Annotated in this window: 28 protein-coding genes and 1 tRNA gene; 28 read left to right on the top strand and 1 reads right to left on the bottom strand. The window is 60.9% G+C overall.

Annotated features, from left to right (window positions below; all coding sequences use genetic code 11):
- Positions 1–43 precede the first annotated feature (43 nt).
- The 26 genes from V5F78_RS12350 to V5F78_RS12225 all read left to right on the top strand — a co-directional run bounded on the left by V5F78_RS12350 (position 44) and on the right by V5F78_RS12225 (position 17,126).
- Positions 44–304 (top strand): carph-isopro domain-containing protein, encoded by a 261-nt coding sequence (locus V5F78_RS12350; RefSeq protein WP_509276228.1) that lies wholly within the window; start codon positions 44–46, stop codon positions 302–304.
- Positions 305–362: 58 nt separating this feature from the next.
- Complete coding sequence (locus V5F78_RS12345; protein ID WP_394072626.1) at positions 363–845, top strand: hypothetical protein; 483 nt, start codon at positions 363–365, stop codon at positions 843–845.
- Positions 842–1,039: a hypothetical protein gene (locus tag V5F78_RS12340; protein WP_394072628.1), complete on the top strand. Its 198-nt coding sequence runs from the start codon at positions 842–844 to the stop codon at positions 1,037–1,039. The genes V5F78_RS12345 and V5F78_RS12340 overlap by 4 nt, the downstream gene beginning before the upstream one ends.
- Positions 1,040–1,358: 319 nt before the next feature.
- On the top strand, positions 1,359–1,754 hold the full coding sequence (locus tag V5F78_RS12335) for a hypothetical protein (protein ID WP_394072630.1): 396 nt from the start codon (positions 1,359–1,361) through the stop codon (positions 1,752–1,754).
- A gap of 34 nt (positions 1,755–1,788) precedes the next feature.
- Positions 1,789–2,592, top strand: a complete 804-nt coding sequence (locus tag V5F78_RS12330) for a phage antirepressor KilAC domain-containing protein (protein ID WP_394072632.1) — start codon at positions 1,789–1,791, stop codon at positions 2,590–2,592.
- Between the two features lie 43 nt (positions 2,593–2,635).
- On the top strand, positions 2,636–2,926 hold the full coding sequence (locus V5F78_RS12325; protein ID WP_394072634.1) for a DUF2312 domain-containing protein: 291 nt from the start codon (positions 2,636–2,638) through the stop codon (positions 2,924–2,926).
- Complete coding sequence (locus tag V5F78_RS12320) at positions 2,926–3,279, top strand: putative PDDEXK endonuclease (protein WP_394072636.1); 354 nt, start codon at positions 2,926–2,928, stop codon at positions 3,277–3,279. The genes V5F78_RS12325 and V5F78_RS12320 overlap by 1 nt, the downstream gene beginning before the upstream one ends.
- 14 nt (positions 3,280–3,293) lie before the next feature.
- The gene (locus V5F78_RS12315) at positions 3,294–3,662 is read left to right on the top strand and encodes a hypothetical protein (RefSeq protein ID WP_394072638.1); all 369 of its coding nucleotides are present in this window, start codon (positions 3,294–3,296) and stop codon (positions 3,660–3,662) included.
- An 11-nt stretch (positions 3,663–3,673) separates the two neighbouring features.
- Positions 3,674–4,213 carry a helix-turn-helix domain-containing protein gene (locus V5F78_RS12310; RefSeq protein WP_394072640.1) on the top strand — a complete coding sequence of 180 codons (540 nt, stop codon included), beginning with the start codon at positions 3,674–3,676 and terminating at the stop codon, positions 4,211–4,213.
- 178 nt (positions 4,214–4,391) lie between these two features.
- Positions 4,392–5,678: a DNA-methyltransferase gene (locus V5F78_RS12305; protein WP_394072642.1), complete on the top strand. Its 1,287-nt coding sequence runs from the start codon at positions 4,392–4,394 to the stop codon at positions 5,676–5,678.
- A 61-nt stretch (positions 5,679–5,739) separates the two neighbouring features.
- Positions 5,740–5,964, top strand: a complete 225-nt coding sequence (locus V5F78_RS12300; RefSeq protein ID WP_394072644.1) for a hypothetical protein — start codon at positions 5,740–5,742, stop codon at positions 5,962–5,964.
- Positions 5,961–7,382, top strand: a complete 1,422-nt coding sequence (locus V5F78_RS12295) for a replicative DNA helicase (protein ID WP_394072646.1) — start codon at positions 5,961–5,963, stop codon at positions 7,380–7,382. Before V5F78_RS12300 ends, V5F78_RS12295 begins: the two co-directional genes overlap by 4 nt.
- Positions 7,383–7,388: 6 nt before the next feature.
- Positions 7,389–8,369, top strand: a complete 981-nt coding sequence (locus tag V5F78_RS12290) for a hypothetical protein (protein ID WP_394072648.1) — start codon at positions 7,389–7,391, stop codon at positions 8,367–8,369.
- Positions 8,369–8,848 (top strand): single-stranded DNA-binding protein, encoded by a 480-nt coding sequence (ssb, locus tag V5F78_RS12285; protein ID WP_394072650.1) that lies wholly within the window; start codon positions 8,369–8,371, stop codon positions 8,846–8,848. The genes V5F78_RS12290 and ssb overlap by 1 nt, the downstream gene beginning before the upstream one ends.
- Positions 8,848–9,591, top strand: a complete 744-nt coding sequence (locus V5F78_RS12280; protein ID WP_509276227.1) for a hypothetical protein — start codon at positions 8,848–8,850, stop codon at positions 9,589–9,591. Before ssb ends, V5F78_RS12280 begins: the two co-directional genes overlap by 1 nt.
- Positions 9,592–9,594: 3 nt before the next feature.
- Positions 9,595–9,894, top strand: coding sequence for a hypothetical protein (locus V5F78_RS12275; RefSeq protein WP_394072444.1), 300 nt, complete (start codon positions 9,595–9,597; stop codon positions 9,892–9,894).
- A gap of 96 nt (positions 9,895–9,990) precedes the next feature.
- Positions 9,991–10,134: a hypothetical protein gene (locus V5F78_RS12270; protein ID WP_394072442.1), complete on the top strand. Its 144-nt coding sequence runs from the start codon at positions 9,991–9,993 to the stop codon at positions 10,132–10,134.
- Complete coding sequence (locus V5F78_RS12265) at positions 10,131–10,388, top strand: hypothetical protein (RefSeq protein WP_394072440.1); 258 nt, start codon at positions 10,131–10,133, stop codon at positions 10,386–10,388. Before V5F78_RS12270 ends, V5F78_RS12265 begins: the two co-directional genes overlap by 4 nt.
- A 6-nt stretch (positions 10,389–10,394) precedes the next feature.
- Positions 10,395–10,976, top strand: a complete 582-nt coding sequence (locus tag V5F78_RS12260; RefSeq protein ID WP_394072438.1) for a hypothetical protein — start codon at positions 10,395–10,397, stop codon at positions 10,974–10,976.
- Positions 10,977–11,092: 116 nt separating this feature from the next.
- Positions 11,093–11,179, top strand: a tRNA-Ser gene (locus V5F78_RS12255).
- 660 nt (positions 11,180–11,839) lie between these two features.
- Positions 11,840–12,079, top strand: a complete 240-nt coding sequence (locus V5F78_RS12250) for an HNH endonuclease (RefSeq protein WP_394072434.1) — start codon at positions 11,840–11,842, stop codon at positions 12,077–12,079.
- Between the two features lie 414 nt (positions 12,080–12,493).
- Positions 12,494–12,682 (top strand): hypothetical protein, encoded by a 189-nt coding sequence (locus V5F78_RS12245; protein ID WP_394072432.1) that lies wholly within the window; start codon positions 12,494–12,496, stop codon positions 12,680–12,682.
- Complete coding sequence (locus V5F78_RS12240) at positions 12,682–13,266, top strand: hypothetical protein (protein ID WP_394072430.1); 585 nt, start codon at positions 12,682–12,684, stop codon at positions 13,264–13,266. Before V5F78_RS12245 ends, V5F78_RS12240 begins: the two co-directional genes overlap by 1 nt.
- The gene (locus tag V5F78_RS12235; protein ID WP_394072428.1) at positions 13,202–14,551 is read left to right on the top strand and encodes a DNA-packaging protein; all 1,350 of its coding nucleotides are present in this window, start codon (positions 13,202–13,204) and stop codon (positions 14,549–14,551) included. Before V5F78_RS12240 ends, V5F78_RS12235 begins: the two co-directional genes overlap by 65 nt.
- 363 nt (positions 14,552–14,914) lie before the next feature.
- Positions 14,915–16,363: a DUF1073 domain-containing protein gene (locus tag V5F78_RS12230; RefSeq protein ID WP_394072426.1), complete on the top strand. Its 1,449-nt coding sequence runs from the start codon at positions 14,915–14,917 to the stop codon at positions 16,361–16,363.
- Positions 16,347–17,126, top strand: a complete 780-nt coding sequence (locus tag V5F78_RS12225) for a phage head morphogenesis protein (RefSeq protein ID WP_394072424.1) — start codon at positions 16,347–16,349, stop codon at positions 17,124–17,126. Before V5F78_RS12230 ends, V5F78_RS12225 begins: the two co-directional genes overlap by 17 nt.
- Here V5F78_RS12225 and V5F78_RS12220 read toward each other — a convergent pair.
- Complete coding sequence (locus V5F78_RS12220; RefSeq protein WP_394072422.1) at positions 17,116–17,388, bottom strand: hypothetical protein; 273 nt, start codon at positions 17,386–17,388, stop codon at positions 17,116–17,118. The genes V5F78_RS12225 and V5F78_RS12220 overlap by 11 nt on opposite strands.
- A 28-nt stretch (positions 17,389–17,416) precedes the next feature.
- Here V5F78_RS12220 and V5F78_RS12215 point away from each other — a divergent pair, with 28 nt between their 5' ends.
- Both V5F78_RS12215 and V5F78_RS12210 read left to right on the top strand, forming a co-directional pair.
- A complete protein-coding gene (locus V5F78_RS12215; RefSeq protein WP_394072420.1) occupies positions 17,417–17,797 on the top strand; it encodes a hypothetical protein in 381 nt (126 codons plus the stop codon).
- A 21-nt stretch (positions 17,798–17,818) separates the two neighbouring features.
- Entirely contained in the window at positions 17,819–19,150 is a 1,332-nt protein-coding gene (locus V5F78_RS12210) for a DUF2213 domain-containing protein (protein WP_394072418.1), read from the top strand.
- Positions 19,151–19,171: the final 21 nt, after the last annotated feature.

Below are 19,171 nucleotides of genomic sequence, written 5' to 3'. Positions count from 1 at the left end.
CGGCGCACCATGCAGAGATGCGATCTGCAAGTCGCAGAGAATTATGTTGACGCGCGTCTCTGCTTTTCGCAGAATGTTCGGCATGAAATCTGTCGCAGAGATATTGGACGGGCTGGGCGGGGTCACTTCGGTGTCCGATGGGCTGGGCTTGCCGCTCGGAACGGTCAGCGCCTGGAAGACGCGAGCGAGCATCCCGTCAAGGCATTGGGACGGATTGGTGAGGCTCGCCCGCTCCCGGCGATTGAGGGGGGTGACGTTTCGCCTTCTCGGACGGCTTCACTCGGGAGAGGAGAGCGCGGCATGAGTGGTTCCATCCATTCCCAAGCGGCACCTCGTGCACGTGCACGTGAGGAGGGCTCGGCATGATGGGCGATATCCCTCTCCAAGGCGCGCGCCGCGAACGCTCATGGGCTGATATGGACAGCATGACGCCGGAGTGGCGCGCCTGTGTCCATGAGTACGGCTACGCGATCGTCCATTCGGCGCGTGAGGCTGGCGTAAGGTCCCCGCGCGCTCTGCATCAATTGGTGCGAGAGATTTGGGATGGCGCCCGCAGCTACGTCGATAAGAAAAAGCCAGCAGGAACACTCGATTGGATTTTGATCCAGTCCGGCGCTGGCGTGAGCGTTTCCGCACTGTCTCGAATCCTCGCCAATGAAAACCTCCTGATCGCTCCCAAGTTTCCGACGCGGGCAATGATCAACGCGAGCCTGAATGAGCTCTCCGACCACACCGTGCGATGCACGAAGTTCGAGAAACATCAGCGTCGGCTTGCTGCTGCTTTGCGCGCTTGTGACGGGCATTACGCTCGGATGAATTCTGGTTCGCGCGGCGGTGCGTCATGAGCATCCTCGCGCGCCACCAGCTCCTAGACGATCTAGCCGGCCCTGCTCTCAAGCCAGCGCCCGCCCGCCGCACCATGCAGCGAGAGCCGATCACCATCGGCACACTCATGCGGCACCGGCACGCCGGCATTTTCTTTGTCGCCGCCTACGTCCTGGCGGAAATCGTATATTTCTACGTCCGATATTGGGGTTAGGCATGTCCGAAACCTCCATTCAAAATCGCAGCGGGAAGTCCGACGCCTCGTGCCGGAATTTCCGTTTCACAGCCGGCGCCAGCGGCGGTGCGATCCGCTGGCAACCTCAATTTGTCCATCACGGATGCCGCAAGGGCGCCGATGGACTGCCATCCCCCGGCGCGGATTTCCTCTGCCGCACCAACTTCCCCGGCCTTCGGGCTGGGGCCTTTCTCCGCACGCTCCACTTCGGTCCCGGCAAGTTCAGTCGTGGTGCGTGTCTTCGTAAGCATCAATATGCCCTCTCTCAAGCATCCTTAAAATGCACGGGAGTTACGGCATGGTCATCCGCCATCGGGGGACAGTTATGTCAGCAGTAGCGTATGTCGAGCGCGCCTCTCGGCGTGGCGTTCGGCTGCGAGACATTCTCGCCAAACGGTCAGGGCTGTCGGCCAAAGAGGCTGTCCCGGTCGCCGCAAGGGCAGTGCGGGCGGGTGCTGGGACATTCGAAAATATCTGCCGGGGCAGGATCAAGGAAATCGGAGCGCACCTGAATGACGCCCTGCGAGACGCGCTCATCCGCGAACTGCTCACAGAAATCGAAATCCACGCCGCCGAACTTTCCGGGCTTCTGGCGGATGGTTCTGACCCTAGCGGCGGTGAAGTTCAGCAGGTGGTGGCGCGAGTGGCGCAAATCCGTCGCGCCATTGGTGAGCCGCCGCGCCAGACAGAGTGAAGACCACAAAGCCCGCAACCCGGATCAGTGAGGGATGACGATGCAGCAAACAGCGCTTTCCGCAGGGGCGTCCGGCGCCAGCCATCTCAGCATGTGGGCGTTCAAATTTGAGGGCCATGATCTTCGTATCGTGGACCGGGACGGTAACCCTTGGTTCGTGGGCAAGGATGTGGCGGCGGCTATCGGCTATCGCGACACGGACGCCGCCGTGCGGCGCCACTGCAAGTCGTTGCAATTCCTCAAACCCGATGAAGCGTCGGGTTTGGATGTCCCGTCGCGCGGCTTCACGATCATTCCGGAAGCGGACGTTTACCGCCTGATCATGCGGTCAGGCCTCCCGTCTGCCGAGCGCTTCGAAGAGTGGGTGGTGGGCGAGGTGCTCCCGCAAGTCCGCCGCACGGGAAGCTATAATGCGCCCGTCGATCCGATGGTGTTGTTGAATGACGCCGCGTCGATGCGAGTATTGCTCCTGTCCTACACCGAGAAAGTGATCGCGTTGGAGGCTGATAAGGCGTCCATGGCGCCGAAGGTCGAGGCACTAGCCCGGATCGCCGAAAGCGAAGGTTCGTTCTGCATCACCGATGCCGCGAAAACACTTCAGGTCGGACCTAAGGCTCTGTTCAAGTTTCTGCGGGCGCACGGCTGGATCTATGCGCGCACCGGTTCCGCGCAGGATGTCGCATACCAGTCGAAGCTCGCAAGCGGGCTGCTGGAGCATAAGACGACGACGGTCTCTCGATCCGATGGCTCTGAGAAGACGGTCACCCAGGTGCGCGTCACGCCAAAGGGCCTGACGCGGCTTGCGCAGGAATTCCCGCCGGCGGCCCGCATGGCCTAATCGGCGCCATCCGTAAGTCATCCTGAACAAGAGAGATTTTCCAATGTTCGACGATACCGCACGCCACCCGTCCGCCTCCGATTCCTCCGATGCTCCTGCGGGGTTCGCCAAAGAGCAGCTGAAGTCCTTCATCGAACGCGTTGAGCGGCTGACCGAAGAGCGCAAGGCAATCGCCGACGACATCAGCGATATCTTTGCGGAGGCCAAAGCAAATGGCTTCGACGTGAAAGCGCTGAAATCCATCCTTGCCCTGCGCCGGCAAGATGTGGACGAGCGCAAGGAGCACGAGGCGATCGTGGACCTCTATGCCCAGGCCCTCGGCATCTTTCTCTGATGGGAAAGAAATCCCGCGACAAGGGCGCCCGCATCGAGCGCGCCATCGTCAAGATCCTCCAAGATCACGGGCTGTGCGCCGAACGCGTGCCCCTGTCCGGTCAGGGCGCTATCGCCCGCGCATCTGACCGCTTTGGTGGTGACGTTCATGTCCCCGTTCTAGGCCAAGATGAGCGCATCGAAGTCAAAGCGAGATCGTCAGGTTTTGCGATGATCTACGGATGGCTCGAAGGCAATTACGGCCTTGTCATCAAGGCAGATCGCAAGGACCCGCTGATTGTGCTGCGGCTTTCTGATGCGGCGCGGGTTCTGGAATGCGCGGAACACGTGAAATCTCTCAAAACTCATCCTTAGAAGGTGATACAGCTATGAGCACGCTATGGACCGGTCATGAAGAACACCTTCTGCGCTCACTCCTATCCAAGGGGCTCACGATACCGAATATCTCCGTTCATTTCAGGGAAGCCGGATTTGATCGGTCACCAAGCGCCATTGCCGATAAGATCAAGCGGCTGCACTTGCAGCGCCCGTCGAGAATTAACGTTGTGGCCGAGAATAAGGCCCCTCGCGATGGCTGGGAGCGGTGCGAGCTTTCCGCGATGAACGAAGCCTTCTGCTCGGCAATGGAAGCGGCCGGCTATCGCAAGGCCAATCCCGAGATGACGGAATTCGAACAGACCGTGCCAATGCGCGCGGCGCCGAAGATCGTATCGCTCGGTAGCGGCTGGCAGATCTAGGAGACCCAGCCATGCTTGATCTTGAAATCAACATCGCCGAGCGGCGAAGGCAGAAAGAAGAGCATCACGCGCGCCAGCGTCGGCTGTGGCCTGTGACGCCCGTCGCCGAAATGGAATGTACGCCTGCCGCAGCGACCCAAGAAGAGATTCCTGCGCCGCCATGCCCGCCGACTTCGATGCCGGATCGTATCATCGAAATCGCTGAGGCCGCCGTTGGCCTGCCACGGGATTGGCTCAATCTTGACGACCCAGAGCGCGGGCCTTCAGTGGCTCGCATCACTGGTATTGTGTCGCGATATTTCGGTATCTCGCGCTGTGATATCGTGTCCCAGCGCCGAACCGCCAATGTGGTCAAGCCGCGCCAGATCGCCATGTATCTGGCCAAGACGCTGACCCCACGCTCCCTGCCAGATATTGGCCGCCGCTTCGGCGGGCGGGATCACACCACTGTCCTGCATGCGGTGCGCAAGATTGACGGTCTCATTAAGACGGACGCGCTGTTGCGTAAGCAGATCGAGATGCTGCGCTGCCTGATTGATCTGTCGTCATGACCGACAAAGCCCACGAAATGGACCAAGAGGCAAGCGCTATACTTGAGCTTCTCCGGCAGGCCAAGGGCAACCGCGCGCTAAAATCCACGGCTGAATTTCTGGAGACGCGGGTTATCGCAGGCGCGAGCCGCCTTGCCGAGGCTGCGGCGAGGATCCGATCGAACGAGCGGGGTGGATCATGAGCGCGCCGGAGCTTTTCCTTGACGGTCGGGTGGCGCTCTGGCGCGGCGACGTGCGCGAGATGCTCGCAGCAATGGAGCCGGATAGCGTGGATTGCGTCGTCACCAGCCCGCCGTATTGGGGACTGCGGGATTACGGCGTCGCCGGACAGATCGGCTTGGAACCGACGCTTGGCGAGCACCTCGATGTGATGGTGGAAGTATTCCGCCTGGTGCGGCGGGTGCTCAAGCCGTCTGGCACGTGCTGGGTCAACTATGGCGATTGCTATGCCACCTCGCCCAACGGGCGCAGCGCGGCCGATGTGAAGGCGGCGGGCAAGGATGATCGGACATTTCGGGACAAGCCGTTCTCGACCATTGGCGCAATTAGGGCGCGATCGAATGTGGGTGAGGGGCAGCACCATGACCGCCATGGCGGGGTGCTGAAGCCCAAAGACCTCTGCATGGTGCCGAACCGTCTCGCTATCGCCCTGCAGGATGATGGATGGTGGGTGCGCTCGGAAATCGTGTGGGCCAAGCCGAATCCGATGCCGGAAAGCATTCGCGATCGGCCTGCGACGGCGCATGAAAAGGTGTTCTTGCTCACGAAAAGCGAGCGCTATTGGTATGACGCCATGGCGGTGCGGCAGGGCGCGTCTCCGGCTAGCCTTCAACGGTGGGCCCAGGACATCGAGAACCAAGAGGGCTCATACCGCGCCAACGGTGGCAGGAAAACCAACGGCACCATGAAGGCAGTTGGTGGCAGGCGCGCCAAGCAGGCAGAGACCGCTGCCGCTGCCGCCGCCGTTGGCGCGTCCAGCGGGCGCAGGATGGCGGGCTTCAACGAGCGCTGGGATGGCGCCGAGAAAAAGCGCGCCTCCGACGTCGCAGACCCGCGTCATGCCGGCCACATCAATCACACCGGCATAGAGGGGGTAGAGCGCGGCTCGCGCAACCTGCGCAACTACGAGCCCGCGCCGCTCACTGTCTGGCCCGTCGCCACGAAGCCCTTCGGCGAGGCGCATTTCGCGACCTTCCCACCGGAACTGGCGGAACGCTGCATCCTCGCGGGCTGTCCAAGGGGTAGCTTGGTGCTCGATCCCTTCGGCGGCGCGGGCACCACGGCCATGGTGGCTTTGCGCCATGGGCGGCGCGCCGCGCTGATTGAGCTAAACCAAGACTATGCCGGCATGGCGCGCAGGCGGATCGAGCGCGATTGGATGGGGCCGGAGCAGCGCGCGTTGGCTAAGGCGCCGGTTGCCGTCAATGCAGGGCCTCTCTTCGAACTTCCGGGAGCGGCGGAATGAATGCCTCGGTCTTGATCGGCCGTCCCGAGCTGCACTGGTTCGATTGGCGGGAGGCCGCTGAATGAGCGCAGAGATCATCTCCCTGGAAGCGCAACGTGAAGCGATCATCTCAGGTCGCTGGGATGTTTATGTGGCGGCAGTAAAGCGCGCACAACAAACACTGCGGCTTGAAGACGGTATCGCGGCCGGCGCCGCTCACCGATCGTTTATGGATGTGTTCTTGAGCACTGATCAGCGGGCGGCCCTTCACAATGTGGATGTCCTCATTATCGGTCGGCACAAATGATCGGGTTGGATTCGAAGCTCCCGCACAATATCGAAGCAGAGCAGGCGCTAATAGGCGCCGCTCTCATCAATGCAGATGCCGTCGATGTCGTTGAGGGCAGGGTAGCGCCAGAAGATTTTTTCGAGCCGGTGCACGGCCATATTTGGGGAACGTTCCTCGAGGCCCGGAGGATGGGCCGGTCAATCGACATGACGTTGACGATCGGCGCGCTTAAGTCTGTTGCATCACAAGAACTGTTCGACGGGATGACGGTCGGCCAATATGTGGCTCGCTTGGCGTCTGAGTCCATCACGGTGGTCGGGTGCAGAGACTATGCCGCTCATATCCGAGAACTGGCTGATTTCCGCCGCATGGTCGAAGTCGGAGACACCCTGCGCGCGACAGCTCTATCCCAGTCCGCCCGCTCCCCTGCTGAGGCCGCTCGAGCGAGCATAGAGGTGCTTGATGGGATCGTTTCGGCAAACCTGGACCAATCTGTAAAGCCCATGTCTATCGGGGCAGCCGCAGCTGGCGCGTATCGCCAAATGCTCGAGACAAAGGAGAGCGGCCGGGCGATTGCCGGTGTCGCTTATGGGCTGTCCGAACTCGACGATGCTACGCTCGGAATGTCATATGGGGAAATGGTCCTTTTAGGGGCTAGGCCCAGCGTCGGGAAGACGGCAACAGGCTTTTCAATCGCCTGCAAGGCGGCGCGAAATGGTCATGGGGTCGCGTTTTTCTCCCTCGAGATGGGAGCCCAATCCCTGACGCAGCGCGCCTTATCCGATCTGACCTATGACAATGGCCCTCCGATCACATACCGGGCAATCCGCGCTGGGCAGGTGGACGACAAACAGACAGCACGCCTCGAGCGGGCTGCGCTTGAAATGATACCATGGCCCCTCGAGATTGAGCAGGAAATGGGGTTGACCGTTGGTCAAATCACATCGCGCACCAGGAAGCTCAAGGAGAAGCTGGAGCGCGAAGGTAAGGCCCAGCTCGAGCTGGTTGTTATCGACCACGTCCACCTGGTGCGGGCTTCTGAACGCTATTCGGGAAACCGGACGGCAGAAGTCACGGAGATCAGCGGAGCGTTGAAGGCTCTCGCAAAAGAGTTGAACGTCTGTGTGCTTGTGCTGTGCCAGTTGAACCGGGGCAATGAGAACCGAGAGGACAAACGTCCTCAACTTTCAGACCTGCGGGATTCCGGCGCGCTCGAGCAGGACGCAGACGTGGTGCTCTTCCTGCACCGGGAATCCTATTACCTCGAGCGGCAAAAGGGAAAGACCGCCGAGGACGAGGCTGAGCGGCAGGCGGCTTTGTACGCCAACGAGAACCTCATGGAAATTGCCATAGCGAAGCAACGCCAGGGGCCGATCAAGATCGTATCCGTGTTCTGCGACATTGGCTGCAATGCAATCCGAAATTTGAGGAGATAGCCAGCAATGAGTAATCGCTGGTATCGGGCATATGCCGGAACCGTGAAGGACGATAAGCTTGCGGAAGCATCCGTTATCGCCGGCTGCTCGCGATCCATTGCCATTGCGGTGTGGCATTCGATCCTGGAGTCCGCTGCGGAAACAGAGGATGGGGGCAGATTCGAAACCACGCCGCGCCGTGTTGCTGCCGCCCTGGCTGAACCCATGGAGGCGATCAAGTCCGTCTTTGACGCGATGGCCGAAATCGGCATGATCGAAGGCGGGGCAGTGAGCGCATGGAGGCGTCGGCAGTATGAAGGCGACACCTCAACGGAGCGATCAAGGCGGCTTCGCGAACGCCGACGCAACGTTGCCGTAACGGATTGCAACGGTGATGCAACGGGATGCAACGTTGCAGGGACGTTGCAGGGACGTTGCGCAACGCCCCCAGATACAGAGGCAGATACAGAGACAGAAGAAGATGCTCACGCATCTTCTGCGGGCGCGGGTGACACCGAGGCTTCGCCGGAGCCTAGCCAACCTCCAGAGCCGGCCTCCGAACCGCCGCACCCCGCCGCACAGCTGGCGACCAAAATCACCAGCCTTTTCCGGAGGCTAAGCAACGACCCCAACCGGCTGACGCTGGACACGCACCCGGTGCACCTGTGGGCGGCGCAGGGGTTCGACATGCGGCTCTGCGAGGCCGTCGTGCTTGGAAAGCTCGAGCAGAGGCTGTTGGCGGGGAAGAGTGTCAGGTCCCTGAATTATTTCGAAGAGGACATTCGCGAGGCGCACCAAAAGCGCGCGCCAGAGATCCCCAAGTCGGCGCCCGTCGCTGTGCGAGATCCGGCCACGGTTAAGCCGGCGGAATGGGAGCGGGCTGTTCGGCGCTTCGGCGATACCGGCGATTGGCCAGAGGCTGTTCTCGGCCCCCCGCCTGGGCATCCTAAATGCACGGCGCCAGGCGAACTTACTTTCAGGTTTCAGAAACAAGGGAGCGCCGCCTAATGGCTGGTTCGGTCAATAAAGTAATTATTCTTGGGAATTTGGGCCGCGATCCCGAGATCCGTAGCTTTCAATCTGGGGGGAGGGTTGCTAATCTGAGTGTCGCAACCAGCGAGTCTTGGAAAGACAAGCAGAGCGGCGAGAAAAAGGAGCGCACCGAGTGGCATCGCGTGTCGATCCTGAACGAAAATCTTGTCGGCGTCTGCGAGCGGTTTTTGAAAAAGGGATCGACGGTCTATATCGAAGGCCAACTCGAAACCCGAAAGTACGAGAAGGATGGCCGCGAGCAATATACCACGGAGGTCATTCTGAGGCCGTACAGGGGCGAGTTGACCATTTTGAGCGGGACAAGTGGCTCCGACCGCGAAACGGCCTCTGACGAGGCTCCTAGCCGATCTGAGCGCGCCCCGGTTTCTGCGGGTTCGAGGCTGAACCGAGACGATATGGACGACGAAATACCGTTTGCACCGGAGGTGCGCTGATGGACCTAGAAGCAGATCTGAAGGCGTTTGATGACTGGGCTAAATCTAACCTCGATCAAGGTTTCGACCGCGCAACTGCTTTTTCAATTTGGCGCACGCGCGCCGCTCGAACTTTTCAATGGCGGTTTCGAGAGGTCGGGCAGGACTTGGGCAAGTGGAGTAGTTGGTCAGATGGGTTTGCGCCCCGACTACGACCTTCGGAGTACGAGGTTGAAGAGCGGGCTGTCTGGATTCAGTGGGATCCTACGCTGATATCGCCGGCTTCGATCTTCTCGATCCTCAAACTGAACATGTCTGAGGAGGATGGGAGGGCGCCGCACCTTCGCCGCGAAGACCTGCCGAAGGTCGCGCTCAACATTTACAAGCACGTCACCGATTCGAACGCAGAGACCGCTTTGCAGCGCGAGGCCGCCGCTCTCACGCCCCCTCCTGTACAGGGAGAGGTGAAGCCGGTTGCGTACCGCTACAAGGCGACCGCAGGAGGGCGCGAATTCTGGGTCGTCAACGATTGCCACAACGGTCTGACGCCGGGGCCGTCGAACGCAGAGCCTCTCTATACTCGTCCCGCCCTCGCCCACGCCGAGGGTCATTCCGCCCCTGCAGGTGTTGATGCGGTGGAGGTGGTGCGGGCATGGGGAGAGGAAGGGGGTCACGAGCTATTCGGCGACTATGAGGTTGCAATTGCCCGCGCCGTTCTGAAAGCCGCCGGCATCCCCGACCTCTCCAAGCAGGGGGAGGGCTGAGCCGTGGTCGATCTGATCTTGCGGCCATCGGGCCTGGAAGAAAAGCACGACAAGCCTTGGTCTCTACAGCTTCGCAACCATTCATCAGTGGGCGAAGTCGAATATCTTACCCTGGCATGCGTGTCCGATGATACCGCCCGCGAGATCGTCGCTGCCGGAAATTCACGATGGCTCTTTGGCGAGCCTGATTGGCACGATCGCGCTCGGAAGAGCGCCCTAGAGCAGGCTCGCGTGTTGAGAGAAAAAGCGGATTCCCTTGAAGCCGCTGCCGTTCTCCCCGCCCCTCCCAAAGGGGAGGGCTGAATCGCCATGCTCTTCCGAGGCACCAAATCCGAGCGTGACGCCCTTCTAGCCGCTCTTGGCAACAGAGAGCACATCCTCATGCGCAGAGTTCAGAGGATGAACGATGAAGGCAAGGACGAGTCTGCCAGGCGCCAGGCGGCAGAGCTTGCCCTGGTGCAGGAAATGCGGGCGGCGCTCAAGGGCGGGCTGGCGCAAGACACACGAGAACTATGCCAGACGGCGGGAAGGGCGGGCCAATGACGATTGTCGAGAGGTTGAGTCTTGGCGCGGCGGCGGCGTTCATCGCCGCAGCAGTGCTCCTCTGTTCTGGCGGGGCTGTGACGATGGATGAGGGAGCCCGCTTTTGGATATTCGTCGTCGCGATCACCGTCGTGATGAATAGCCTTGCGATCGACAGTCTTAATCGGCGCATCAATCGCATGGAAGGGCCGTCCTTTTTTGTTCATCTCGACTCCGGAAAAGCCTACCGCATCACCCCGATTGAAAAGGATTGATCACACATGGCCAAGGCAGCGTTGAAGCAAAAGCCTACGATCATCGACCGGGCGGCCGAGCGCGCGGCCTTGATGCCGACCCCCACACCCGAGCGCCTCGCACATGCACGTGGGGATGTGCGCGTGGGCGCGGACGGCGTCCGTCGAATGGAAGACGAACCTCTAAAGCGACTCGCTGTGCGCCAATGCCTGGATCGCCAGGACAAAAACCGCAATGACATTCTCTACGAGGCGGGAAACACGTATTACTCGCACTGGTACAACGCCGGCCTCAATGGTCTCGGAGCGATCGACTATGGGGCGGGATCACGAGGCGAGGGTCTAACCCTGCCGCCAAGTGCAATGCCGAGCAGCGAGCGTGTCGCATACCATCGGGGGCAGTTTCGCGGTGCACGGGATTGCTTGGGGATGTATTTCTATCGCGTGCTTGACCCGATTATCCTTGACGGGCAAGACCCAGTGGACGTTGGGTTTGTGATCACCGGACATTCAAACCGCGACCGTGCTCGCGCTATTGCTGTGGACCGGCTTTCCGAGGGGCTGCATCGTCTCGCAATTTTTTGGGGCACACTGCAAAAAGACCATTGACTCCGAGTACGCGACTATGTGACAAAGTGAATATGAGCCAGATTCGCGCCCGGAGGCGCGAGGCTCAAAACAATTCCGCAGAGGCCGCTATGTCATCCGACAGCTCATCAAGTTCCGGAGGGGTGGCAGAGCGGTAATGCGTCGCCGTGCTAAGGCGATGAATCCGAAAGGATGCGTCGGTTCGATCCCGGCCCCCTCCGCCAAATTCAGGAGGGTGCCGCTGAATGGCTGGCAACTAGTCTCGAAAACTAGGGTGACCTAACGGTCAGGGGTTCGATCCCTCCACCCTCCTCCAGTTTGGCCTTGAGAAACGGTCACTGCCCAGGCACACCCCTCAAGGCACCGATAGCGCTGAAGACCGTGGTTATTCACGGCCGCCAGGGTTGATCGCCTGGCGCATATATCCTGACGCCGCCGTGGGCTTGACTGCACGGACTAATTCTCGCGGCGGCGAGGAAAGCAGACCCGCCTCCATTGGTGCCTGATCTGTCGTGGCTGAGAGCAATTGGCCGGATGAAAGCGGAGTCCCTGAGTGGATGAAGCAAAGCCCGGATAGTATCACGGCATTCAGGAAAGCCGGTGTAGCGCCCGGCCCGCGAGATACAGTTTCGAGAGATCTGCCATGGCACGATCAAAAAGGCGAACACCGATTTTCGGCAACACGGCAGCCGAGAGTGACAAGGAATTAAAGCGTGCGGAGAACCGCCGGGCGCGCCGATGTGCTAAGATCAGATTGAACTTTGGCGATGGCGACCTTGCACCGGCTAAGGCGTTCGGCAGCCCCTGGAATTCCGAGAAGGACGGCAAGCAGTTCTGGCGTGCAGCCCCTGATGAGGCAATGCGGAAATAGCTAAGGCTCGTAATTGGCCAACAAGTTCACCAAGATCGCCAGGTATGCCGCTGCGGTCGGAACGCTTTGCCCATACTGCAAAAGGGAAATGGCGGCTCGTGCTGGGCTTACCCCCACTCTGGATCATGTTCATCCCAGATCAAAGGGTGGACAACGCACCGTGTGGGCGTGCGACGACTGCAATCGCATAAAGCGCGACATGACAGAGTCCGAATGGTCGGAGTATCGCGCTCACAACCCCAGCTGGTGGTAAATTTAGCGCGCCGGCATACCTCAACATCAGAATTCGGAAGCGTCTCGGAACGTCTCCTCTAGCCCTTTCGGGCGCACGTCTATCCGACGTTCTCGGAGCCGAGCCTTCCGAACCCCATAGAGAGGCAATCATGAAGATCGCAGCGGCTGCCCTTGTCGTGCTTGCTCTCGCTGGCTGCGCCTCGCCCCGCACGGATTGGGCTGGTGTCTCCAAGGCTGTGGGACAGGTGACGAAATGAGCAAGCTCTTCTGGTCCTATGTGATCCGCTTCGCCAATGCACTTCTGCGTGCCTCCGGCGCCCGCGAGCCCAGGCCCAACACCTAACCCCATGCGCCACCTAGCAAGGCACACCATCTGGTGGATAGCCCTGGTGGTGGTAATCACCCTGTATCTGGACACAAGGGGCGAGCACCGATGACCAAGATGGAACGTCGTGCCGCCGCAGCCGCTCTCCTCACAGAAGCCCAGGCCGTGCTCGGGATGGACGATCAACGCTTCGCAGCGCACCTGATGGAAGAGGCAAACGCGATCGCGCCGGAACTGTTCACAGCGATCGAGGGCGAAGACGATGACGGTGTTCTGGAAGGCGCAGCGGTGCACTGATGGCCAAGAGGTTTAGTGCGGCGCTTTCTCCCGAAGAAGTGCAGGCCGCCGCCGATCGCGCCGATGGATCGAAGCCGGCCTCAGCCGAAAAGGGGGTGGGCGGACGCCCAACGGCATACCAGCCCACATACGCCAAGCAAGCGGCGAAGCTCTGTGGGCTTGGCGCGACAGATGAGGACCTTGCCGAGTTTTTCGAAGTCAGCATTCGAACCATCGCAAGGTGGAAGACCAAGCACGAAGAGTTTTGTCAGGCCCTAAAGGAAGGTAAGAGCGAGGCGGACGATCGCGTAGAGCGCAGCTTGTACCAGCGCGCCACCGGGTACACGCATGACTCCGTGAAGATCTTCAACAATCAGGGGGAGATTCTTCGAGCGGAGTACCGCGAACACTATCCGCCTGATACAACGGCTGCCATCTTTTGGCTGAAGAACCGACGCCCCGAACAATGGCGCGAGAAGCACCAGCTTGAGCACACAGGCAAGGACGGTGGACCGATCGAAGTCGAGGAAGTGAGCGCCCGTGAGCTTGTCACAAGCCGAATTGCTCGCCTCACTGCCAGAAGCGGACAGGGCGAAGGCTCTTGATGGGCTAACCGATGCACAGTTCGATGCACTCGCGTGGGACTGGAGGTTTTGGGGCCGTCCGGAACAGATAGCGCCTGAGGGCGATTGGCTCACATGGGTCATCAATGCGGGGCGCGGGTTTGGTAAGACGAGGGCAGGGGCGGAATGGGTCCGCTCCATCGTGTGTGGATCGACGCCTCTGGCGCGCGGGGCTTATGGGCGCATTGCCCTGATAGCCGAGACAGCGGCCGATGCCCGCGACGTGATGGTGGAAGGTGACAGCGGAATCCTCAGCGTTCACCCGCCTGGGTTTCGCCCACTCTATGAGCCATCAAAGCGCAGGGTGACGTGGCCCAATGGGGCTGTGGCCACCCTTTTCAATGCGACGGAGCCGGACCAATTGCGCGGGCCGCAGTTCGATGCGGCCTGGTGCGATGAATTGGCCAAGTGGGCTTATGCCCGCGAAACATGGGACATGCTCCAGTTTGGGCTGCGCCTCGGGACGAAGCCGAAGCAGCTCGTGACCACCACGCCGCGCCCCATTCCGGTGCTGCGGGAGATCATGGCGGCGGCATCAACGGTCGTCACCAGGGGCGCGACGCGGGACAATAGCGCGAACCTCGCGCCGGCATTCGTGCGGTCGATCACGGATCGCTATGCGGGCACGCGGCTAGGGCGGCAGGAGCTTGAAGCCGAAATCCTGGACGACGTTCCAGGCGCGCTCTGGACGCGGGCAATGATGGATGCATGCCGTGTGCAGGCGCATCCTGATTTGCAACGGATTGTCGTGGCAGTTGACCCATCCGGGACCAGGGGCGCCGAGGACGGCGGGGATAGCATCGGCATTGTGGTTGCCGGCAAGGACTTCGGCGGGATGGCGTACATCCTGGCTGACCGGACCTGCAAGATGTCGCCAGATGGATGGGGTCGGCGCGCCGTAGAGGCATACACCGAGTTTGCGGCTGATCTGATCGTTGCCGAGAGGAATTTCGGTGGCGCTATGGTCGAGCACGTTATTCGGACGGTCGATAAGAGCGCTGCCTACAAAGAGGTGACGGCAAGTCGAGGGAAGGTCCCTCGCGCTGAGCCGGTGGCCGCGCTCTATGAGCAGGGGCGTGTGAAGCACGTCGCCAACCGGGCAGGCGGGCTTACAGCCCTGGAAGACCAGATGTGCAGTTTTACGGCGGACGGGTTCTTGGGCGATGGGTCGCCGGATCGCGTCGATGCCGCCGTGTGGGCGCTCACCGAGTTGATGCTTGGTGACTCCCTAGACCCAACGCAATGGATCAAGGCGTTCGCCGGATAGGCAGCGCGACAGGAGCCGCGAAATGGCCACGGCATACATCGCATATGGGCGGCCCGCGCTTCCAGCGCCCTCTGGATACCAGGGCGGCGCTGGCGCCTCGATCTTTGGATTGACTGTGGCGTCTGAGGCCCTGACCATTAGTGGCTCGGCGGCGACTGGCGCCATTGTCGGGGCATCCACAAAGACGGTCGCACACATTACGTCGGACACCGCATGCTATTTCGCGGTAGGGACCACACCGGACCCGACGGCAACCGCGATCAACGCGGCCGTCACGTCGGCGCGGCAGTACCTTGCAGCCGCCACCCCGGTTGACGTTCCGTTGCCGGTGGGCGCCAAGATCGCTGTGATTGCCGTATCATAATGGCTGAAATCCAAGGCGGCGCAACCGAGAGGCCTCGCGTCCGCGTCCTCGCCACACGCCGGACTTCGGACTCGTTCCAGAACGTCGCCGCGCGCTTGGGCATCGGAACCGACAACATCAGCACTGCGTCGGCCTATGGGTTCAATCCCATATCCCGAAACAGAATCCAGTTGGAGTATGCCTATCGCGGATCGTGGATTGTCGGGCAGGCGGTGGACTGCATTGCCGAGGACATGACCCGAGCCGGAATCGACCTGACGTCATCGATTCCGCCGGATAAACTGGATTCCGTCAAGGGCGCCATGGCGCGCATGGAAATCTGGCAGAACCTGAACGAAACCATCAAGTGGTCGCGCCTATACGGCGGGGCGCTTGCGGTTCTTCTTGTGGATGGACAAGACGCGTCCACCCCGCTCCGAGTAAGCACGGTGGGTAAGGGTCAGTTCAAGGGCGTCTTGGTTCTTGACCGTTGGATGGTGCAGCCCAGCTTCGAACGGCTTGTCACGGAGTTGGGGCCGGACCTCGGGAAGCCGGAATCGTATTACGTGACGGCCAATGCCCCGGCTCTTCAGAACAGCAAGGTGCACTACACACGCGTCATTCGTCTTGAGGGGGTCGTGCTGCCATACTGGCAGAGGATCACGGAAAACGGATGGGGCCTATCCGTGATCGAGCGGCTATTTGATCGCTTGGTGGCATTCGATAGCACGACGCAGGGCGCCGCACAGCTCGTCTATAAGGCGCATTTGAGGACAGTCAGTGTCGATGGCCTGCGGGAAATTCTTTCGGCTGGCGGAAAGCTGGAAGAAGCCCTCACCAAGATGTTCGATATGATCCGCATCATGCAGTCCAATGAGGGCCTGACGCTGATTGATGCGAAAGACAAGTTCGAGACGCACAGCTATTCGTTCGCCGGTCTTTCTGACGTGCTCTTGCAGTTTGCTCAACAATTGTCCGGCGCGCTGCAAATCCCGCTCGTGCGCCTCTTTGGGCAGTCGCCGGCTGGGTTGAATGCAACGGGCGACTCGGACATCCGAAATTATTACGACATGATTTCGCAGCAACAAGAGGCGAAGTTGAGTTCCGGAGTTCGGAAGATTGTGGATCTGACGTATCGCTCCGAGGTTGGCAAGGATACGCCGGACGATCTGAACTTCAAGTTCAATCCGCTTTGGCAGATGAGCGACACCGAGAAGGCAACCATCGCTGTGGGGGTCACCTCCGCCGTGGTGCAGGCATCGGACGCCGGCCTGGTGGATAAGGCCACAGCGCTGAAGGAGCTGCGCCAGTCCGCCGACGTGACCGGAATCTGGTCCAACGTGACGGACGACGATATCGCGAACGCAGAGGAAGAGCCTCCGCCGTTGCCGGAATTAGCGCTCCCGCCGCTTCCTGGCACCCCCAGCGCCCCGAAGCCTGAAGACCGGCCCAATGTGCCTCGCGTGTGAGCGGGGGTCTCTGCGGGCTCTCACGTTAGACCGACAGGGTCCGAAGGCAGCTGATTTTAAACGGTCGCGCAAGGAAGAAGCGCGATACGGCCGGCAACTGAGGCAGATCGCAAAACACATTGATGACCTGACGCGGGCCATCTATCAGCCGGACGATCCTGAAACCACTTCAACGCTGGAAGGCTTGCTACGGCGCTACAGCGAGACCATTTCGCCGTGGGCGGAAGCTGTCGCGTCCCGCATGATTGCCGAGGTTGACGCTCGGGATCGCGAGACCTGGAACCGGGCCGCCCGCCAGATGGGCGAGCAACTTAAGACCGATCTTCTGCGCGCACCCACGGGAAGCATTGTACGCACCCGGCTAAGTGAGCAAGTCACGCTCATTAAAAGCCTGCCGATCGACGCGGCGCAGCGGGTGCACGATCTAACGCTCGAGGGGATCGCGAACGGGACGCGGGCGAAGGAAATCGCCGCAGAGATTATGCGATCCGGTGACGTGTCCAAGGCGCGAGCGACCCTGATCGCCCGCACCGAGGTGAGCCGCACGGCAACGGAATTGACGCGAGCTCGGGCGCTTCATGTTGGCTCCACGCATTTCATTTGGCGGACGGTCGGCGACAGCGATGTTCGCCCCTCACACAGGGCGCTGAACGGGAAAGTGTTTCGGTGGGACGATCCTCCGGAATGCGATCCCGGCCATCACGCGCTGCCAGGGGCGATCTGGAACTGCCGCTGTTATCCGGAGCCGATCATCACCGATTGAGCAATCGTTTTGCTCGTTCGGTTGGGTCAAAGACCTTGTCTGCGATGGACTTGGGATCGCTGTTGCCGTCGCTGATGTTCGATAGCGCGTCTGAGAGTTCCTCAATTACATCCGCCGCTTCCCATTCGATCATGTCTTGGGGGCGGGCAGGCTTCACATTGATCACCTTGGAAAGCGCCGCGTTTCCATCATTCGCCTCTTCTGCGGCCTCTTCCGCCTTCTCTCTCAACTCTTCGACGAGTGTGGCGAAAGTGTCTCGCATGGGTCTCTCATAAAACGGATCTGAAATCATGTCTCTTCCCGACTATGTCCGCAAGGGCAAGGTTCAGGCTGCGGTCGGCGATTTTGCCAATCTCACGCTTTCCGCCAAGACCGCCATCACTGCGTACGCGGGCGGCGGGCAGACCAACGCCACGCAGCTTGCGGCCGGCATCAATCACGTCACTGTCGTTGCGACCGCCGCCGACAGCGTGAAGCTGCCCAAGAGCACGCTGGGCGCCATCTGCATCGTCACCAATGGCGATTCCGCCGACTCGATGCAGGTCTTCGGTTACGGCACCGACACGATCAACGACGTCGCAACCGCCACGGGCGTTGCCCAGGCGGCCGGCAAGACCGCGCTCTACGTCTGCCCGGTGGTGGGCAAGTGGTATCGCATCCTCTCCGCTTGATCTGAATAGGGGGGGGCGGCCATGTGGTACGTGACGGAGAAGATCGGGGAAACCCGATACCTGACGCCTGAAGGGTTTCTCGTCTGCCAGTCCGTCCCGCTCGCGCGCACCGGCCTTATGACATACGGAGCGGGCGAAGTCCCCATTGAGGCAGGGCCGGACGGAATCGTTCTTATTGAGCGCGGCGAGGCGGATGTCTTCGACCCGAAGACCATCGCCTCTTTCTTTGGCAAACCGGTCACCGACGAACACCCCAACGAGGATGTGACCCCGGACAATTGGGCGGAACTTGCCAAAGGAGAGATCCACAACCCGCGTCGCGGGGAAGGGATATGGAACGATTGCCTCGTTGGCGATCTGTTCATCAAAGACGCCGACACCATCAAGGCAGTGCTCGGCGGGAAAGTGGAAGTCTCGTGCGGCTACGACGCCGATTACGAGCAAACCGCGCCGGGTCGCGGGCGGCAACACAACATCATCGGAAACCATGTGGCGCTGGTCGAACACGGCCGGTGCGGACCTCGTTGCTCTATTGGAGACAGCAAAATGGCGAAGACCAGGAAGTCCTGGAAGGACAACATTCGGGACCTCTTGAAGTCCCGCCAGACCCTCGACGAAGAGATGGCCAAGGCCCTCGAAGAGGGTGAGGTCATGGACGACGATACCGGAGAAGCCGGTGGCACGCACGTCCATGTGCACCTGAACGGTGCCGGCGCCGAGGCCTCCAAGGCTGATGCTCCCGAGAAGGACGAAGGTGCCCCCACGGATCCCGTGGAAGAGCGCTTCACACGCCTGGAGGCGTCCGTGGCGCAGATCGCCGAGGCCGTCGCCAAGCTTTCCCAGCCCGCAGCCCAGACCGGTGATGAGGCGGAAGGGGAAAAGAAGGACGAGGAGAAGGACAAGACTACCGACGAAGACGTGCTCGAAGAGGGCGATGTCAAGGAGGGGAAGACGGTCGATTCCGCCGGCCTCAGCGATGAATTCAAGGACACCATCGCTCGCGCCGAGATCCTCGCCCCCGGCATCAAGATTCCGACCTTCGACGCCGCAGTCGGCGCCAAGAAGGTGCGGGACAACCTGTGCGCCCTGCGCCGCAAGGCTCTCGACGCCGCCCTCTCGGATGACGCTTCGGCCGATTTCGTGAAGCCGCTCGTTGCCTCCGCCGGCATCAAGTCCATGACGTGCGACGCCGTGAAGGTGTCGTTCTACGCGGCGAGTGAAATCGCCAAGCACAAAAACAATGATCGCGGCATCGGTTACGACCGCGCCACCCGAGACGCCAGCGGCGTCAAGATCCCCTCCATCGCCGCCATCAACAAGGGCAATCGCGACTTCTGGGCGATTCGTTCCTGAATTCCCGCAGCCGAAAGGACT

The sequence above is a fragment of the Roseixanthobacter glucoisosaccharinicivorans genome (genome assembly GCF_043195095.2).
Classification (GTDB): domain Bacteria; phylum Pseudomonadota; class Alphaproteobacteria; order Rhizobiales; family Xanthobacteraceae; genus NCEH01.
This window is presented reverse-complemented; position numbering and strand designations above follow the sequence as displayed.

Bases quoted from the DNA above. Each gene is read 5' to 3' on its own strand.
- V5F78_RS12245 (WP_394072432.1), top strand. From the start codon at position 12,494: ATGACCAAGATGGAACGTCGTGCCGCCGCAGCCGCTCTCCTCACAGAA.
- V5F78_RS12265 (WP_394072440.1), top strand. From the start codon at position 10,131: ATGACGATTGTCGAGAGGTTGAGTCTTGGCGCGGCGGCGGCGTTCATC.
- V5F78_RS12350 (WP_509276228.1), top strand. From the start codon at position 44: ATGTTGACGCGCGTCTCTGCTTTTCGCAGAATGTTCGGCATGAAATCT.
- V5F78_RS12335 (WP_394072630.1), top strand. From the start codon at position 1,359: ATGGTCATCCGCCATCGGGGGACAGTTATGTCAGCAGTAGCGTATGTC.
- V5F78_RS12270 (WP_394072442.1), top strand. From the start codon at position 9,991: ATGAACGATGAAGGCAAGGACGAGTCTGCCAGGCGCCAGGCGGCAGAG.
- V5F78_RS12230 (WP_394072426.1), top strand. From the start codon at position 14,915: ATGGCTGAAATCCAAGGCGGCGCAACCGAGAGGCCTCGCGTCCGCGTC.
- V5F78_RS12215 (WP_394072420.1), top strand. From the start codon at position 17,417: ATGTCTCTTCCCGACTATGTCCGCAAGGGCAAGGTTCAGGCTGCGGTC.
- V5F78_RS12300 (WP_394072644.1), top strand. From the start codon at position 5,740: ATGAGCGCAGAGATCATCTCCCTGGAAGCGCAACGTGAAGCGATCATC.
- V5F78_RS12320 (WP_394072636.1), top strand. From the start codon at position 2,926: ATGGGAAAGAAATCCCGCGACAAGGGCGCCCGCATCGAGCGCGCCATC.
- V5F78_RS12210 (WP_394072418.1), top strand. From the start codon at position 17,819: ATGTGGTACGTGACGGAGAAGATCGGGGAAACCCGATACCTGACGCCT.
- V5F78_RS12225 (WP_394072424.1), top strand. From the start codon at position 16,347: ATGTGCCTCGCGTGTGAGCGGGGGTCTCTGCGGGCTCTCACGTTAGAC.
- V5F78_RS12315 (WP_394072638.1), top strand. From the start codon at position 3,294: ATGAGCACGCTATGGACCGGTCATGAAGAACACCTTCTGCGCTCACTC.
- V5F78_RS12340 (WP_394072628.1), top strand. From the start codon at position 842: ATGAGCATCCTCGCGCGCCACCAGCTCCTAGACGATCTAGCCGGCCCT.
- V5F78_RS12290 (WP_394072648.1), top strand. From the start codon at position 7,389: ATGAGTAATCGCTGGTATCGGGCATATGCCGGAACCGTGAAGGACGAT.
- V5F78_RS12260 (WP_394072438.1), top strand. From the start codon at position 10,395: ATGGCCAAGGCAGCGTTGAAGCAAAAGCCTACGATCATCGACCGGGCG.
- V5F78_RS12220 (WP_394072422.1), bottom strand. From the start codon at position 17,388: ATGCGAGACACTTTCGCCACACTCGTCGAAGAGTTGAGAGAGAAGGCG.
- V5F78_RS12305 (WP_394072642.1), top strand. From the start codon at position 4,392: ATGAGCGCGCCGGAGCTTTTCCTTGACGGTCGGGTGGCGCTCTGGCGC.
- V5F78_RS12345 (WP_394072626.1), top strand. From the start codon at position 363: ATGATGGGCGATATCCCTCTCCAAGGCGCGCGCCGCGAACGCTCATGG.
- ssb (WP_394072650.1), top strand. From the start codon at position 8,369: ATGGCTGGTTCGGTCAATAAAGTAATTATTCTTGGGAATTTGGGCCGC.
- V5F78_RS12295 (WP_394072646.1), top strand. From the start codon at position 5,961: ATGATCGGGTTGGATTCGAAGCTCCCGCACAATATCGAAGCAGAGCAG.
- V5F78_RS12325 (WP_394072634.1), top strand. From the start codon at position 2,636: ATGTTCGACGATACCGCACGCCACCCGTCCGCCTCCGATTCCTCCGAT.
- V5F78_RS12330 (WP_394072632.1), top strand. From the start codon at position 1,789: ATGACGATGCAGCAAACAGCGCTTTCCGCAGGGGCGTCCGGCGCCAGC.
- V5F78_RS12310 (WP_394072640.1), top strand. From the start codon at position 3,674: ATGCTTGATCTTGAAATCAACATCGCCGAGCGGCGAAGGCAGAAAGAA.
- V5F78_RS12280 (WP_509276227.1), top strand. From the start codon at position 8,848: ATGGACCTAGAAGCAGATCTGAAGGCGTTTGATGACTGGGCTAAATCT.
- V5F78_RS12240 (WP_394072430.1), top strand. From the start codon at position 12,682: ATGGCCAAGAGGTTTAGTGCGGCGCTTTCTCCCGAAGAAGTGCAGGCC.